The sequence below is a fragment of the Tateyamaria armeniaca genome, assembly GCF_045797845.1.
Classification (GTDB): Bacteria; Pseudomonadota; Alphaproteobacteria; order Rhodobacterales; family Rhodobacteraceae; genus Tateyamaria; species Tateyamaria armeniaca.
The window spans coordinates 3,625,292-3,639,872 of sequence record NZ_JBHDIY010000002.1; the positions used below are offsets into that span (position 1 = coordinate 3,625,292).

Below are 14,581 nucleotides of genomic sequence, written 5' to 3' on the forward strand. Positions count from 1 at the left end.
AGTTCCCTTGTTTTCTCAGGCTCAGACCATTTCCCTTGGGATACCCGGCAGGTTTTGGCCGAAGGCGCGCCCCGGCGCGACCTCGTAGGGCACCAGAAACCCATTGCGGTCCTGTGGCGCGCGTTGGGCATTTGATGCGCCAAGGGCGATCCAGGCCTGAATAGCGTCCGGGCCTGACAAGAACGGATCGGGATCGCCGCCTTTCAGCCAATGGGCCACGCATTCCCGTTTCAACTGTCTGACCAGATCCGGGTCTGTCAGTTCAACGCCGGCTTCCGTATCCCAGCTGAGGCTGCGCCCGTTCAGATTGGCCGAGGACACGATGGCCGCGCGGTTATCAAAGATGGACACCTTGGCATGCACATAGATCAGCGGCGCGCCGTGCAAAAAGGCACGCCCCTCGCCTGTCGCAGGTTCGGGTTTGACGGGTGAGCCGATAAACAGGCGCGCGCCAAAAGCATCGATCAGCCTGTCCACACATTCCGCCTGCATGTATTCGCCAAACCGCGCATCCAGACTGTCTGCGTCTTCAAATGCGACGTCTTCAGGCGCGCCGGGCAGGATCAGGACAAGGGACAGATCGGGTTGGTCCTGTGCTGCTGTGACCAGCGCGTCCGTTATGCCGACATCGCGGATAAACTGCGTTTCAAGATAGATCATGTCACGCGCCTGCCCGATATATTCGAGATGGGCGTCGCGCAGGCCGGATTCGACCGTTTTGGGGGCCATCGACACAAGGGTGTTCCCCTGCCCGACGGAACGGGTTGTCAGAAACGGGCGCTCGGGCGCGTAATCTGAAGTTGGCGCATCAGTCTCTGCCTTGAAAATCTCAAGATGCCCCAGCACTTGTTCGGCAAGTTCCGAATTGTTGATCAGCAGTTGAATGTCGTGCCAGGTCTGGGGTCCGTCCTGTTCATGGTCCGGCGTGTCATAGCGTCGGTCGTTCAGATCAAGACCGCCGATATAGACCGAAGTACCGTCGATCACGGCCAGTTTGTGATGATGTGTCGTAGGCACCAGTTTTTCCGGCGGCCAGAGGCGCGGTTGAATTGTTTCATCGTCTGCGTCAGTCAGCATGTCCTGCAATCCGGGGTGTTCCAGAAAGAATTCTTTCCTTTCCGCCTCGGACATCGCGTCGACCTTTTTTGCTGTCTCTTCCAGCAAACCGCGCGATTTTGGCCACAAGGCAAGGCTCGAAAGCGATCCGATCCGCGCGCTGTGCATGTGCGTGCGCACACGCATGTTGTCAGGGTTATTCGAGGCCTGCGCGATCGCCGTCCCAAGGCGCACCGTGCGCCACGCCTGACCATGCAGGGCGGTGCGGACAATCGGGTCGAAGTCAGAGACGGTGAGGTCAAAGACGACGCCGGCATTGATCTTGTGCAACACCAGATCAAACCACGTCTCGCCGATGGCCTTTGCGGCATCCGAATGCAGACGGGTCGTGAAATCGAACAGCCGAAACCCGGCCCTGATCTCGCGCTCAGCCTCCAGAACGGCCGTTTCAAATGCGCTGAACGCATCCCTTGCCGTGATCAGAATCTGGCAATTGTCGCGTGAAATCCGCGGCGTCATAGACTAGTAGTCCACTGGGTCTTCACTGAAGTCCTCGATTTTGAATACCACGTTCAGACCATAGCGTGTCGGCTCGTCAATCAACACCAGTTTGCCGTTAAGCTGCGTAACAAAGGCACGGATCAACTGCTGGCCCAGCCCGGTCGAGGTCATATCGTGCGCGGGCCCCACTGCGCTGCGGCTGTTTTCGATGATGAGGTTTGCGTGATCGTCTTCGGCATGGCTTAGGGTGACGCTCAAAGTGGCCTGTTCACCCTCGGGAGCGCCGATATACTTCATCGCGTTGGTCAGCGCCTCGGCCACCAGCATGGACAGGGGCACCGCTTGATCGGGATAGATATTCATCGGCGCCAGATCCGTTTCCACTTTCACCTTTGCATCCGCGCCGATGGCCTTGCTTTGCTCGACAATCTGGCCAATCAGGTGCGCCGCATCGATCTGGGACAGGTTTGAAGTCTGATACAAAATGCGGTGAATGCCCGACAGGCCCATGATCCTGTCCTGCACCCGCGACAGGGCGTGCTTGGTTTCAGGGGCGGTGGCCTTGCGGATCTGCATGTTCATGATCGAAGAGATGATCTGCAGGTTGTTTTTGACCCGGTGATGCACCTCTTTCAAAAGGATGGATTTCTCGCGCAGGCGGCCTTCCTGTTCAGCCTCGTCGTGCAACAAATCGCTGGCCATGCTTTGAAACGTATCTTCCAATACGTTGAGTTCGGCAGACATCGCACGGCCCGTTTTGAACGCGGGCAAGCGTCTGTTCTGGGCAAAGCTTTGCATGGCACTGGACAACCCGCTGATGCGCCGCATGACGAGGCGATCAATGACAAACCACGCGACAAACAGGCTGGCCAACCACATCATCAACGGCAGTGCCACGCTGAACCGTGGCGTTTGCAGCGCAGATGTCACCGGGCCGTCTTCAGGCCAGACCGCGAGTGCATAAACGACGCCCGGCACCGCCGGAACAACCGCATAGACGTGTTTATTCCCAGTTACACTGGTGGCAATGAAGGTGTGCGCCTCGGTCTTCGCCAGATCGCGCAGATCAACACCCGCCGGGACTTTTTCCAGCATCTCATCCGTGCTGACATCAGACGTCAAAAGCTGGCCCCGGTCGTTGAAGGTCGCCAGCGCCAGTGGGGCCTCCAGACTGCTTATGTCTTCTGCCCGCTCGACTTTGTTGACGGGAACCGAGATCGACACAAACCCTTTGAGGGTGTCGTCATCAAACAGCGGGTGATTGACGATCACCACGCTGCGACCCGACCCGGGTGCCGCGCGGTTTACTTCGACCAGCGGGCGTGGGTTTGCGATGGCATCTTCAAAGCTGGGATACTCCGAAAAATCGAGGGGCCGGGCCGCGGTTGAGCAATCCACCACGCCGCTGGGCGGCAGAAAGCCGACAAAGGCGAACTGGTCGGAGGCATTGAGGTAGCGCGCGAGAAATGCGCGGCATGCAAGCGGATTGTCGATAAACAGGTCGATCACGGTGCTGATCGCTTCTGCGGCGCCAAAGGTGCGCTCAATGATCTTACGCTCGCCCGATGCCGCAGCGTCGGTGAGCGCGAGCAAGGACAGCTCGGCGCGGCTTTCCGCAGTATTGAACAGTGTGGCGTTCTGTTTGAATCCGATGATACCCAGAGGCGCAAGCGCCAGTGTCAGGAACAGTAGAACGCGGGCTGGCAGTCTTGAGTGCCATACACCGCTTTGCGTCATCTCATGGCTCCGTTCACGCGGTCCGATACAACGGCCATGGTCGCATCGTCGGTCAGTTCCATGGCTTCGTCCTCATTCAGATGCATGAGTTCAGCCAGCTTGGCACGTCCCCGGTTGACCCGGCTTTTGATCGTGCCGATGGCAACACCACAGGTGTTCGCAGCATCTTCATAGGAAAAGCCCGACGCGCCGACTAGGATCAGTGCCTCGCGCTGTTCGTCTGGCAATTTGGAGAAGGCGACGCGGAAATCGGCCATGTGCAAACGGCCATCGTGATCGGGTTTCTGCGACAGGCTTTCGGTAAAGACGCCGTCCACATCGGCGACCTCCCGCTTGGCCTTGCGTCGGTTGGAATAATAGGTGTTGCGCAGGATTGTGAACAGCCATGCGCGCATGTTCGTCCCTGCACTGAATTTCTCAATGTTGGTCCACGCCTTGACCAGCGTGTCCTGCACCATGTCATCGGCAGTTGCCGAATTGCGGGTCAACGACATCGCGAACGCGCGCAGGGCTGGCAGATGCTCTACCAACTCGTCCCGGGGATCTGCATTACTCATTCGCCGGAGCCAGTCTTGCCTTGTGCATCCTGCGCCTTGAGCTGTTCCAGTAAATCCTTGAACCGGTCGGGCACGTCCTCTTCCAACGCCTCCTGATAGACACGCTTCAAATTGGCATCGATTGTGTCTTTTGCCCTTGGCCTTTTCTCGTCCTGCGCCATATTTTCCTGTAACCCTTCTTGCACACTGTAAAATAATCTTCTGCTCACCCGGAACAAACGTCGCTTCAGCGCGTTCGGTTCCATAAAAACTTCAAAGGATGTGGGATATGACATCATCGCAGGATTTCACGACGGCCATCAGCACGGCCCTTCCGTTCTTGCGTCGTTACGCGCGGGCACTGACCGGAAGCCAATCGTCCGGCGACACCTACGCAGCGGCCACGCTTGAGGCAGTTCTGGAAGATCGCAGCGTTGTCGACAATGCGACATCGATCAAGGCGGGGTTGTTCAAGGTGTTTCATACGCTTTGGACCAGTTCCGGCATGCCCGTTGACGGGCAGGAAACCGGATTGCGCGGCAAGGCGCAACAGCATCTGTCCAAGTTGACCGCTAACACCCGCGAGGCGCTGCTGCTGAACACAATCGAAGAATTCAATGTGGGTGCAATCGCGGAGATTATGGACCTTGACCAAAGCGAGGTAGATCACCTGCTGGGCGTTGCGCGCTCCGAACTGGAAGACGCTGTTTCTGGCAAAGTGCTGATCATCGAAGACGAGGCGATCATCGCCATGGACCTTGAAAATGTCGTCTCGGAAATGGGTCATCGCGTGACAGGCGTCGCGCGCACGCGAGATGGCGCCGTCGATCTTGCGAAAAAGGACGTGCCAGACCTTGTGTTGGCCGACATCCATCTCGCCGACAACTCGTCCGGCATCGATGCGGTGCGCGATATCTTGTCAGCACATGGCGACCGGCCCGTGATCTTCATCACTGCCTTCCCGGAGCGTCTGCTGACGGGTGAACGCCCGGAACCGGCATTCCTGATCTCGAAACCCTACAGCGAGGCGCAAGTGCGCTCTGCCGTCAGTCAGGCGATGTTCTTTTCATCGACCGAAACGCTCAAAGCATAACACCGATCCGTGGGGGAGACGTGGAAAAGGGGCGGTTGTGGCACGCAACCGCCCCTTGCCTTTCCGCCGTGGTGATACTCCGGCCGACGGTCAGGTTACTTTGGGCGCAGGTTCACGGCCTTCAACAGCATGTCGTCGGTAAACGGACGTTCCAATGTGCGCCAGAAGGCATTGTGTTGTTGTGAGCTCTGATCATTTCCAGCCGTAAAGACGATCTGCAAATCCTGCGTCGACCATCGGTGAATAAAGGCATCATCGACAACTTCTTCAGGCGAGGCGTCCAAAAGGATGACATCCGGCGTCTCGCGTGCCTCGGCCATCGCGTCCAGCCCATCGAAGGTAATCAGATTTGCATCCGGATATGCGCTGGTCAACGCTTCGCTTATGTCCATGCGCACGAACGGGTCTTTTTCGATCAGAAAAATAGTCACACGGCACCTTCCAGAAGCAGGATGAGCATCTGCTTATGGAACCGATGGCAGTTTCATGCATTAAACTATGACATAGCAAAGGGGGATTATTTGCCGTTATGGCCACGCATTGTGAAAACTGTCCACTGCACAAAAGCGCTCTGTTTACAGAGGTGCCGCTTGCTGAACGTCGCGTCACGCAAAAGTTCAAATCAGGCGAGTTGATGGTTGATCCCGGGACTCCGGTTTTGTCCGAAGGGTCCAATACTCCGCAACTTTTTACCGCATTGCGTGGCATGGGCCTGCGTTACACGACATTGCCCAATGGCGAACGCCAGGTGATCAACTTTATCCTTCCGGGCGATTTTATCGGGCTGCAGGCTGGTGTGATGGGCGAAATGCAGCATTCGGTCGAAGCGACCACCGCGATGACACTGTGCGTCTTTGATCGGGCGGAGTTCTTTAACTTTTTCAAAAACAACCCGTCGCGCGGGTTTGACATCACGTGGCTTGCTGCGGTCGAGGAACATTTTTTGGGTGACACCCTTGCGACTGTCGGGCGACGCACCGCGACCGAAGGCATCGCGTGGGCCCTGTTGAAGCTCTACCAGCGCGGAGAGGCGCTTTCCCTCGTGCGCGAACAGCGCATGTCCCTGCCCTTTCGCCAGCAGGATCTGGCGGATGCGTTGGGTCTTTCACTTGTTCACACCAACAAGACGCTGGCAAAATTGCGCGAACGTCAACTCGTCTCGTGGATGGACGGCGTATTGCACGTGAGCGACCCTGAGCAATTGGCGGCTGTGGCACTCGCTGAATACAAGCCTTTGCCAAAGCGCCCGTTTCTATAAGGCCCATCAGCGTCGCAGACGTGCGCACCGGCCCTTTCACTATGGCTCAACACTAAAAAACCGTGACCTGCCAAACGCTTGTCTTACAGCGCAAAGGCAGATCACGGTTTTGATTTTTCACTCAGCCCTGTTGGTCAGGCCGTGCGCGCAGCCCCACGCGGGCCGGCAATCAGCCACACGATAAACCCGATAACGGGCAGAACGATGACGAACAGGCACCACAGCACCTTTGCGCCCGTTCCCGCATTCGATCCGATGATCGAAATGACGGCCCACAGCGTGAGACCCAAGAGGATAAGACCACCAATTCCTGCTACTTCATACATATTACGTTCCTTTCGTATTGCGCACCTTCAGGCGCGTTCAATTTCACTTGCTGATTTCAAGACCGTGTCGCCGTCGGCTTGTTCGATCTTGTAGGCCGGGCAGTCTTCGCTCGCGTCGCGGGTCACTTCGGTCCCCTTGATTTTGAGTGTGATCTTTTGTTCGTAGCGTTTGACCACTTCACCGGTGGCAGAACCGTTGCCCCAGTTCCACGTCACCTTGTCGCCTTCGTCTGGAAGTGACATCCAAACACCCTCCGTTTGTTTGATGGACAACACCGCAGCGCGCGAAAGGTTCCGTCATTCTGAATCGTTTTCCCGCTCATCCGCTCCGTCAGGCAACGTGCCCTTCTTTTGCAACAGATCGCTCGCCGTCAGGATGACGAAGGTGAGAACAGACAGGATCACCGCTTCGGCGATGTAACCAAGGCCGCAGGCGATACCGATGCCGCCCACGCCCCAGATCGCGGCACCGCTGGCAACGCCGCGCAGCCGCCCGTCACTGCTGTTCGAGATGATGGCCCCTGCCCCAAGAAATCCGATGCCGCCAACCAGCCCCTGGATTAGCCGCGATGGATCAATCGAGACATTTGGATCGCTCGCGATCGTGCCGAGGGAAAAATTCATGGTGACCATCATCATGCCAGCCGACCCGAGGGATACGAGCATATAGGCCCGCACGCCCAGCGGTTTGGCCTTCACCTCACGCTCTAACCCGATCAGCAGGCCAAGCAGCGCGGCCACGACAGCGCGCAAGATGAAATCGGTCAGAACAATCATATCAGCTGTCCTGTTCGACTTCGTCCTTGACCTGACCATAGGCCGTCAGCGTGAAAATCACGGTTCCCCCTATGACGTTGCCAAGGAAGACAGGCAAGAAGAAGCGGGTCATCGCATCAATAAAGCCCAGCTTGCCCTGCACCATCAGATAGGCCATTTCGACGGACCCGGCCACGATATGGGTGAAATCCCCCGCCGCGATCAGCCATGTAAAGGTGGCGATCAAAAGGAACGAGGCACTTTCGGCCTGCGGCATCATCCACACGATGGCCGCCACCAGAATACCGGCCGGAATGGCGCGGAAGAACGCAACATGCGGGGCAAACCCCGTAGCATGTTCAGACAGTTCGATCATCGCCGGGGTAATGTCGGCAGGCAGCGCAGGCGTGTAGACATAAAGCAAGGCCACCGCAAACGCGCCAACCACATTGGCCGCAAGAACAATGCTCCACAAGCGCAGCATCCGCAGCACCATCGTGGCGCAGAAATCATGCATCACGGGTAGCACAGTCGTGATTGTATTTTCTGTAAACAACTGCATCCGTCCAAGGATAACAACGAGAAAACCAAGGGAGTAGCCAAGGTTTTCAATCAAATAGCTGGATGGCGCATCCGGCAGGTAGGTGCGCAGCACGGCCTCTCCGACGACGGAAAAGCTGATCATCATGCCTGCCGCAATCCCCGACCAGATAAGGCCCCGCGTGGTGCGCTCCAGCTCTTCCTCGCCTTCGCGGCGGATCACTTCGTAGATCAGCTTGGGCGCAAGGCCGGACGCGCGATCAATCGACTCTTCGTCGGCCTTTGCTTCCATTTCTGCCTGTTGGGTTTCAGAGCGCTGGGACTTGTCCATTTACGTCGGCCTTATACGTGTCAGAAGACACCTAACGCGCCAGACAGGAAAGAGTTCCGCGCCTGAAGTACTTGGATGTCGGCACGAACATGTGACCGCTTGCGGCAACCAATTTCCAACCCTCAAATGAAACCAATCCGGGCATTGCGCGTTTCAAAGATCAGCACGGAGTTTCGCGAATGCCGTCCCATAACACACATGTTCAAGCTGCATCTGTTGTCCAGCCAATCGCCCACGCGGTCGGACAGACATGCACGACGGGCATCTGACATGTCGTCGAAACAACCCATCGCGCAAATTGCCGACACGCTGGAAGATGTCACCAGAAATGAAGATTTGTGCCTTGGAGACGCCATCGGGAATTTCGGAACGGCGGCCTTTGCATCCACTGTGCTTGCCATCGCGCTTTTGCTGGTGTCACCCCTCAGCGGTGTGCCGCTTTTCTCGTCCGCCTGCGGGATCGCCATCTTTTTGATTGCGGTTCAGGCTGCGTTCGGACGGCAGTCCATGTGGCTTCCTTCAAGGCTGATGTGCCTGAACATGGCGTCCCCCCGGGCCGAACAGGCGATTAAACGGATACGCAGCTTTCTGGACTGGCTGGATGCGCGCTCCACCGCACGGTGGCCTGCACTGGTGACACCGCCGATGTCACGGGGACTGTATGCGATCTGTGCCATCCTTGGGTTGATCCTGCCGCTGTTGGAGCTTGTTCCCATGACCTCCAGCCTGATCGGTGTGGCCATCAGTTTTATCGCGACGGGATTGCTGGCGCGCGACGGTCTGATTGCCGCCATCGGCGTCTGTGTCATCCCGGTTGTTGCGCTGGTTCCGATCGCTGCACTGGCTGCCGTGCTTGGCCAATAAAAAACCGCCGCTCAATCCTGAGCGGCGGTTTTTTTCGTCATTCTGCAAACTGATTTATCGTCCGCGTGCGACCCGCGCGATCAGCGAAATCGCAAAGAGGACGAGAAATACGAAAAACAGGATTTGCGCGATGCCGGCAGATGCGGATGCGATGCCACCAAAGCCGACAACACCGGCAATAATAGCGACGATAAAGAATGTAAGTGCCCAGGAAAGCATGTTTTTCTCCTTTGTTCTGATCGAGCGGCAACGCCCGTGATGTGATGTCGAGCATGAACGCCCGGTCTGATTACCTAACGTGCCCACCGCCGGAATGGTTCCAGAAAAGTTTAACGGAACCTTTCCGTCTCGGGCGCGTTAGGGCGACGAACATCAACAACACTTCATGAGGATTACCATGGCACGTACGAACACACTGAACGGCTCCAAATCCGCACCCGACGCAAGCGACCTGGCAGCCCAGATCGACACATTGAAATCCGATCTGGCGGACCTGACGTCATTGATCGGCGACATGGGGAAAGCGAAAACCGAGAGCGCCAAGGAAGACGTCCAGCAGAAACTGGATGACATGCGTGACGCAGGTGCGGCGCACATGGCAGACGCCCGGATGCACGCCGAAGAACTGGGCGCGCAAGCCAACGATTTCATCACACGCCAGCCCGCAACTGCGCTTGGCATTGCCGCCGGTGTCGGTTTTCTGGTCGGCATGATCAGCGCCCGAAAATAGAATGCTGGATCGCATCGAACAAGCCTGTGCCCGTGCCGGCCGTCGCGCCGCCCTGGGCACAGTTTCTGTCCTGCTGATTGCCGTCGGCATCGCCTTTTTCACAAGCGCTCTGTGGATTTTCCTCGTCGCAACATTTGGAGCGCAGCAAGCCGCACTTATGATTGGCGGAGGATACTTCGGTTTGGGACTTATCCTGCTCGGCGTTTTGATGAGCGGGTCCAGCCAGTCGAAATCCGCAAAGCCGATGCACGCTGCATCGCACTCTCAACCCAATAACGCCCCGCCGGTCGTTCAAGCATTTCTTTATGGATTGCAGGCCGGAACGCAGGCGTCATCTGCACGCAAAGCCTAAAAAAACGCCCCGCATCTCTGCGGGGCGTTTTTTCGTGAATTCATGTGACTTTTCAGTCTGCACGTCGATGACTGTCGCCATCTTTGGCCAAGCTCGATTTGGGTGCCTTATCATTTTCCATTCTCTGCTCTGCCGCCCGTCTGGACGTCACAGCAAAAACAAGCACCGCAACAAACGTCAGTCCGGCCAAACCTGTTAGAAGCATTTCAATATTCATGTCTGACTCCATTCATTGCTGTCTTGCCTACCCAACCTACCAGCCGTTGAATTGGTTCCCCATCTTGTGCGGGCTGCGACTCCCTGTCACTTTCGCGCCTGTAAACGGGCGGTGACACGACATCCGTCGTAACGGCCAAGCGGGGGACAGATATGGCACTGTTGGACGAAGATCGGCTGTTTCCGCCAGACCCTGACACCCGTGCGGTTGCCCACGATCTGTATGCGCAGATCAAGCACCTGCCCATCATCAGCCCGCACGGTCACACGGACCCGCGATGGTTTGCGGAAAACGAACCCTTTGCCGATCCGGCCCAGTTGTTTGTCACGCCTGATCACTACGTGTTCCGCATGTTGCACTCGCAAGGCATCGCGCTGGAGGATCTGGGCGTGCCGCGTGCGGATGGCGGCGAAGTCGAGACGGATCCACGCAAAATCTGGCGGCTGTTTGCCAAGAATTACCACCTCTTTCGCGCCACCCCGTCGCGGCTGTGGATCGACCATGCCTTTCAGGAAGTGTTCGGCGTGAGCGAACGGCTGGCCGAACACAATGCCGATGCCATTTATGACCAGATCAACGCCTGTCTGAGTCAAGACGACTTCCGCCCCCGAGCCCTGTTCGAGCGGTTCTATATCGAGGCTATTTCAACCACCGAAAGCGCCATAGATGATCTGCGCTGGCACAAGATGATCCAAGACAGCGGCTGGACCGGGCGGGTCACAACCACCTATCGCCCGGACGCCGTCGTGGACCCTGAATTTGACGGGTTCGCGCAGAATGTCGAACGGCTTGGCGCATTGACGGGCGAAGATGCGACCACCTGGGCGGGCTACCTTGCCGCACATCGCAACCGGCGCGCCTTTTTCAAAGAGCACGGCGCGACAGCCAGCGATCATGGGCACGCCACGGCCCGCACCGAGGATCTGCCGCAAGCTACGGCTGCCGCGCTGTTTGACAAAGCGCTGCAAGGCAAGTGCACAGCAGAGGAGGCCGATTGTTTTCGCGGCCACATGCTGACCGAAATGGCGCGGATGAGCCTTGAGGATGGGCTGGTGCTGCAAATCCACCCCGGGTCCGCGCGCAACCATTCGACGGATGTCTTTTCCCGTTTCGGACGCGACAAGGGCTATGACATCCCGACCCGCACCAATTACGTCGATGCGCTGCGACCCTTGCTGAATGCGCTTGGCGGGCGCCCGGATTTGACCGTGATTATCTTCACGCTGGATGAAACCGCTTACGCGCGCGAACTTGCCCCACTGGCCGGGGTCTATCCCGCGCTCAGGCTGGGCCCGCCCTGGTGGTTCCACGACAGCTATGAGGGGATGATGCGGTTTCGCGAGATGGCGACAGAAACCGCTGGATTCTACAACACGGTCGGTTTCAACGATGACACCCGCGCGTTCTGCTCGATACCTGCGCGTCATGACGTGGCACGGCGCGTGGATTGCGCCTTTCTCGCAGGTCTGGTGCGAACTGGACGGCTGGACATGGAAGAAGCCGTCGAGGTCGCCCATGACCTGACATACCGGCTGGCAAAGAAGGCGTATAAGCTGTGAGTTGTAAGATGGTATGTTTTACAAAGCCTTACGGCATGTTTCTGATGTGGCTTCAATATGAGCGCTGACACTCCTCGTCCGGCTTCCGGCATCGTCCACCTTGGCCTCGGCGCATTCTTTCGCGCGTTTGGATGCGTCTATGTCGCCGATACCATGGCCGCGTCGGGTGGTGATTGGGGCATCGTCGGCGTGTCGCTGCGCAGCCCGGCAACCCGCGATGCACTAAAGCCGCACGGATGGTCCTATGCCTCGGTCACCCTCTCGCCCGAAGGCGAAAAGATACGTGACATCAATGTATTGACCGACGTTCTTGTTGCACCTGAAGATCCGACCAAGGTGCTGGCCGCGATGGCGGACCCCACGATCAGGATCGTGTCGCTCACGGTGACCGAGAAAGGGTACTGCCACAATCCCACAACGGCCAAGTTGAACCCGGATCATGCCGACATCGCGGCTGATCTGGCCAACGATCTGCCGGTGTCTGCCCCCGGCTTCCTCGTGCGGGCGTTGCAAATGCGGCGCGCTGCGGGCCACGCCCCGTTTACGGTGCTGAGTTGCGACAACCTGCCGGACAATGGCGCACTGGTGCGGGGCGTCGTTCTTGATCTCGCGCGCCGGATTGACCCCGAACTGGCCGACTGGATTGCCGCAAACGCCCGCTTTCCGTCTTGCATGGTTGACCGCATCACGCCTGCCACGACAGATGCGGATATCGCGCGTATCGCCGCGATCACGGGCCGACCGGGCGGCGCGCCGGTGCTGCACGAACCGTTCTCGCAATGGGCGATCGAGGACGACTTTGTGGACGGCGCCCGCCCGGATTTTGCCGCGGCAGGGGCCGAGATGGTGCAGGATGTCACCGCCCACGAACAGATGAAGCTGCGCATGCTCAATGGCACCCATTCCGCGCTGGCCTACACAGGATATCTCGCCGGGCACGACACCATCGCCGCAACGGTGGCCGATCCCGTCTTTGCCGCTTATGTCCGCACGCTTTGGGCCGAAATCATGCCCGCCGTCACCCCGCCTCAGGGCGTCAATCTGCAAGATTATGCCGACGCGCTGTTTGCCCGCTACGCCAACCCGGCGATCCAGCACCGCACGTGGCAGATCGCGATGGATGGCAGTCAGAAATTGCCGCAACGCCTGCTGGGCACGATCCGCGCCAATCTGGACGCCGACCGGCCAGTTGATGGCCTGTGTATCGCTGTGGCTTCATGGATGCGCTATGTCGGCGGCACAGATGAGGCGGGTCAGCCGATTGATGTGCGTGATCCGCTGGCGGAACGGCTCCGTGCCCTGAGCGCGCAACACGACAGCGTTGAGGACAAGGTGGCCGCATTTCTGGCCGTGCAGGACGTCTTTCCGCCCGATCTGGCCGCGCGACTGCGCCCTGCCCTGACGGACGCCGCGCAACGCCTGTGGGCCGCTGGTGCGCGCGCCGCAATCAAGGACGTGATCACATGATCGAAAGCTGGCGCTGGTACGGGGATCTCGACCCCATCTCACTGTCCGAAGTCGCGCAAACCGGCGCACGCGGCATTGTCACCGCCCTGCACGAAATCCCTTACGGCGAAGTTTGGCCCAGCGACACCATCGTCGCCCGCAAGGCGCAGGTGACCGAGGCGGGATTTGATTGGCTCGTCGTCGAAAGTCTGCCGGTCCACGAACATATCAAACGGGGCGACGGCGATCTGTCGGAGCTCTTCGCCAACTACCGCCAGTCGATGGCCAATCTGGCGGCCAATGGCGTCCACACGATCTGTTACAACTTCATGCCGCTGCTCGATTGGACGCGCACCGACCTTGAAGCACCCGTCGCGGGCGGTGCCACCTGTCTGAGGTTCGAGGCCGTGCGCATGGCCGCCTTCGAGGTGCACATGCTGGGGCGACGCGCTGCCGAAGGCGACTACTCCCCGGACGTGCTGACCAAAGCCGCCGCGTGGTTCCAGCGCGCAAGCGAGGCCGACCGCGATGCGTTGTTGGCGTCGATCATGGCGGGGATGCCCGGTGCCTTTGACCGCTACGACGTGGCAGGGCTGCGGGTGGCGCTCGCTGCCTATGAGGGTATCGACCGCGACGCGTTGCGCCAGAACTACAAACGCTTTCTGGACGAGGTGGTGCCCACCGCCGAAGACCTTGGCATGCGCCTGTGCGTGCATCCTGACGACCCGCCCCGCGACATTCTGGGGCTGCCGCGGATCGTGTCGGACGGGGATGATCTGGCATGGGTTCTGGCGGCGCATGACAGCCCGGCCAACGGAATCACCCTTTGCTCAGGCTCGCTTGGGGCCAACCCGATCAACGATGTGCCCGCCATCGCCGCGCAAGTCGCGGACCGTATCCATTTTGCCCATCTGCGCAATGTCACGAAAGACCCGGACGGATCCTTTGAAGAGGCCGCGCATCTGGAGGGCGACACCGACATGGTGGCGCTGGTCAAGGTGCTGCTGGACGAACAAAGCCGCCGACGGGCCGAAGGTCGTGCGGATCACACAATCCCATTCCGGCCCGATCACGGTCATCACATGCTGTCAGACCTCGGGCGGGACATGATCCCAGGTTATCCGCTGATCGGCCGCTTGCGCGGCCTAGCCGAATTGCGTGGCGTGATCAGTGCACTGTCTCACGGTTGAGCGCGGCAGCGTGGACGTTGTGCCGCGATAACTGGGTGGAGGCACAACACCTTCACGATGCAATCGGCGCAGGATAGTCCGGTGCTCAG

At 58.7% G+C, this 14,581-nt stretch carries 19 protein-coding genes; 8 read left to right on the forward strand and 11 right to left on the reverse strand.

Annotated elements, in window-relative coordinates; genetic code table 11:
* Positions 1–21 precede the first annotated feature (21 nt).
* The 4 genes from ACERZ8_RS18425 to ACERZ8_RS18440 are packed head-to-tail and all read right to left on the reverse strand — an operon-like array spanning position 22 to position 4,096.
* A complete protein-coding gene (locus ACERZ8_RS18425; RefSeq protein ID WP_407593621.1) occupies positions 22–1,575 on the reverse strand; it encodes a phospholipase D-like domain-containing protein in 1,554 nt (517 codons plus the stop codon).
* Between the two features lie 3 nt (positions 1,576–1,578).
* Complete coding sequence (locus ACERZ8_RS18430; RefSeq protein WP_407593622.1) at positions 1,579–3,294, reverse strand: sensor histidine kinase; 1,716 nt, start codon at positions 3,292–3,294, stop codon at positions 1,579–1,581.
* Positions 3,291–3,851, reverse strand: coding sequence for an RNA polymerase sigma factor (locus tag ACERZ8_RS18435; RefSeq protein ID WP_407593623.1), 561 nt, complete (start codon positions 3,849–3,851; stop codon positions 3,291–3,293). Before ACERZ8_RS18435 ends, ACERZ8_RS18430 begins: the two co-directional genes overlap by 4 nt.
* Positions 3,848–4,096, reverse strand: coding sequence for a NepR family anti-sigma factor (locus tag ACERZ8_RS18440; protein ID WP_407593624.1), 249 nt, complete (start codon positions 4,094–4,096; stop codon positions 3,848–3,850). The genes ACERZ8_RS18435 and ACERZ8_RS18440 overlap by 4 nt, the downstream gene beginning before the upstream one ends.
* A gap of 14 nt (positions 4,097–4,110) precedes the next feature.
* On the opposite strand from ACERZ8_RS18440, the gene ACERZ8_RS18445 reads away from it, so the two are divergent.
* Positions 4,111–4,923, forward strand: coding sequence for a response regulator (locus ACERZ8_RS18445; protein ID WP_407593625.1), 813 nt, complete (start codon positions 4,111–4,113; stop codon positions 4,921–4,923).
* Positions 4,924–5,018: 95 nt separating this feature from the next.
* Here ACERZ8_RS18445 and ACERZ8_RS18450 read toward each other — a convergent pair whose 3' ends face one another.
* Positions 5,019–5,354 carry a response regulator gene (locus tag ACERZ8_RS18450; RefSeq protein ID WP_407593626.1) on the reverse strand — a complete coding sequence of 112 codons (336 nt, stop codon included), beginning with the start codon at positions 5,352–5,354 and terminating at the stop codon, positions 5,019–5,021.
* 98 nt (positions 5,355–5,452) lie between these two features.
* On the opposite strand from ACERZ8_RS18450, the gene ACERZ8_RS18455 reads away from it, so the two are divergent.
* A complete protein-coding gene (locus ACERZ8_RS18455) occupies positions 5,453–6,181 on the forward strand; it encodes a Crp/Fnr family transcriptional regulator (protein ID WP_407593627.1) in 729 nt (242 codons plus the stop codon).
* A gap of 134 nt (positions 6,182–6,315) precedes the next feature.
* Here the strand turns inward: ACERZ8_RS18455 and ACERZ8_RS18460 are convergent, their stop codons facing one another.
* The 4 genes from ACERZ8_RS18460 to ACERZ8_RS18475 are packed head-to-tail and all read right to left on the reverse strand — an operon-like array spanning position 6,316 to position 8,134.
* The gene (locus ACERZ8_RS18460; protein ID WP_407593628.1) at positions 6,316–6,507 is read right to left on the reverse strand and encodes a PLD nuclease N-terminal domain-containing protein; all 192 of its coding nucleotides are present in this window, start codon (positions 6,505–6,507) and stop codon (positions 6,316–6,318) included.
* Between the two features lie 27 nt (positions 6,508–6,534).
* Positions 6,535–6,750 carry a hypervirulence associated TUDOR domain-containing protein gene (locus ACERZ8_RS18465; protein ID WP_407593629.1) on the reverse strand — a complete coding sequence of 72 codons (216 nt, stop codon included), beginning with the start codon at positions 6,748–6,750 and terminating at the stop codon, positions 6,535–6,537.
* Between the two features lie 54 nt (positions 6,751–6,804).
* Positions 6,805–7,284, reverse strand: a complete 480-nt coding sequence (locus ACERZ8_RS18470) for an MgtC/SapB family protein (protein ID WP_407593630.1) — start codon at positions 7,282–7,284, stop codon at positions 6,805–6,807.
* A 1-nt stretch (position 7,285) separates the two neighbouring features.
* Positions 7,286–8,134 carry a formate/nitrite transporter family protein gene (locus tag ACERZ8_RS18475; RefSeq protein ID WP_407593631.1) on the reverse strand — a complete coding sequence of 283 codons (849 nt, stop codon included), beginning with the start codon at positions 8,132–8,134 and terminating at the stop codon, positions 7,286–7,288.
* A 270-nt stretch (positions 8,135–8,404) separates the two neighbouring features.
* Here ACERZ8_RS18475 and ACERZ8_RS18480 point away from each other — a divergent pair, with 270 nt between their 5' ends.
* On the forward strand, positions 8,405–8,998 hold the full coding sequence (locus ACERZ8_RS18480) for an exopolysaccharide biosynthesis protein (protein ID WP_407593632.1): 594 nt from the start codon (positions 8,405–8,407) through the stop codon (positions 8,996–8,998).
* Between the two features lie 54 nt (positions 8,999–9,052).
* Here the strand turns inward: ACERZ8_RS18480 and ACERZ8_RS18485 are convergent, their stop codons facing one another.
* Positions 9,053–9,217, reverse strand: coding sequence for a DUF1328 domain-containing protein (locus ACERZ8_RS18485; RefSeq protein WP_407593633.1), 165 nt, complete (start codon positions 9,215–9,217; stop codon positions 9,053–9,055).
* A 178-nt stretch (positions 9,218–9,395) separates the two neighbouring features.
* Between ACERZ8_RS18485 and ACERZ8_RS18490 the strand changes: the two genes are divergently transcribed.
* Positions 9,396–9,728: a DUF883 family protein gene (locus tag ACERZ8_RS18490; protein ID WP_407593634.1), complete on the forward strand. Its 333-nt coding sequence runs from the start codon at positions 9,396–9,398 to the stop codon at positions 9,726–9,728.
* Position 9,729: 1 nt separating this feature from the next.
* Positions 9,730–10,080, forward strand: coding sequence for a hypothetical protein (locus ACERZ8_RS18495; protein ID WP_407593635.1), 351 nt, complete (start codon positions 9,730–9,732; stop codon positions 10,078–10,080).
* A 52-nt stretch (positions 10,081–10,132) separates the two neighbouring features.
* Here ACERZ8_RS18495 and ACERZ8_RS18500 read toward each other — a convergent pair whose 3' ends face one another.
* Positions 10,133–10,297 carry a hypothetical protein gene (locus ACERZ8_RS18500; RefSeq protein ID WP_407593636.1) on the reverse strand — a complete coding sequence of 55 codons (165 nt, stop codon included), beginning with the start codon at positions 10,295–10,297 and terminating at the stop codon, positions 10,133–10,135.
* Between the two features lie 152 nt (positions 10,298–10,449).
* Here ACERZ8_RS18500 and uxaC point away from each other — a divergent pair, with 152 nt between their 5' ends.
* From uxaC to uxuA, 3 genes are read left to right on the forward strand one after another with little or no spacing between them, the layout of a single operon-like run.
* Positions 10,450–11,856, forward strand: coding sequence for a glucuronate isomerase (gene uxaC, locus ACERZ8_RS18505; protein WP_407593637.1), 1,407 nt, complete (start codon positions 10,450–10,452; stop codon positions 11,854–11,856).
* A 57-nt stretch (positions 11,857–11,913) separates the two neighbouring features.
* Positions 11,914–13,323, forward strand: a complete 1,410-nt coding sequence (locus tag ACERZ8_RS18510; protein ID WP_407593638.1) for a mannitol dehydrogenase family protein — start codon at positions 11,914–11,916, stop codon at positions 13,321–13,323.
* Positions 13,320–14,492 carry a mannonate dehydratase gene (gene uxuA, locus ACERZ8_RS18515; RefSeq protein WP_407593639.1) on the forward strand — a complete coding sequence of 391 codons (1,173 nt, stop codon included), beginning with the start codon at positions 13,320–13,322 and terminating at the stop codon, positions 14,490–14,492. Before ACERZ8_RS18510 ends, uxuA begins: the two co-directional genes overlap by 4 nt.
* Positions 14,493–14,581 lie beyond the last annotated feature (89 nt).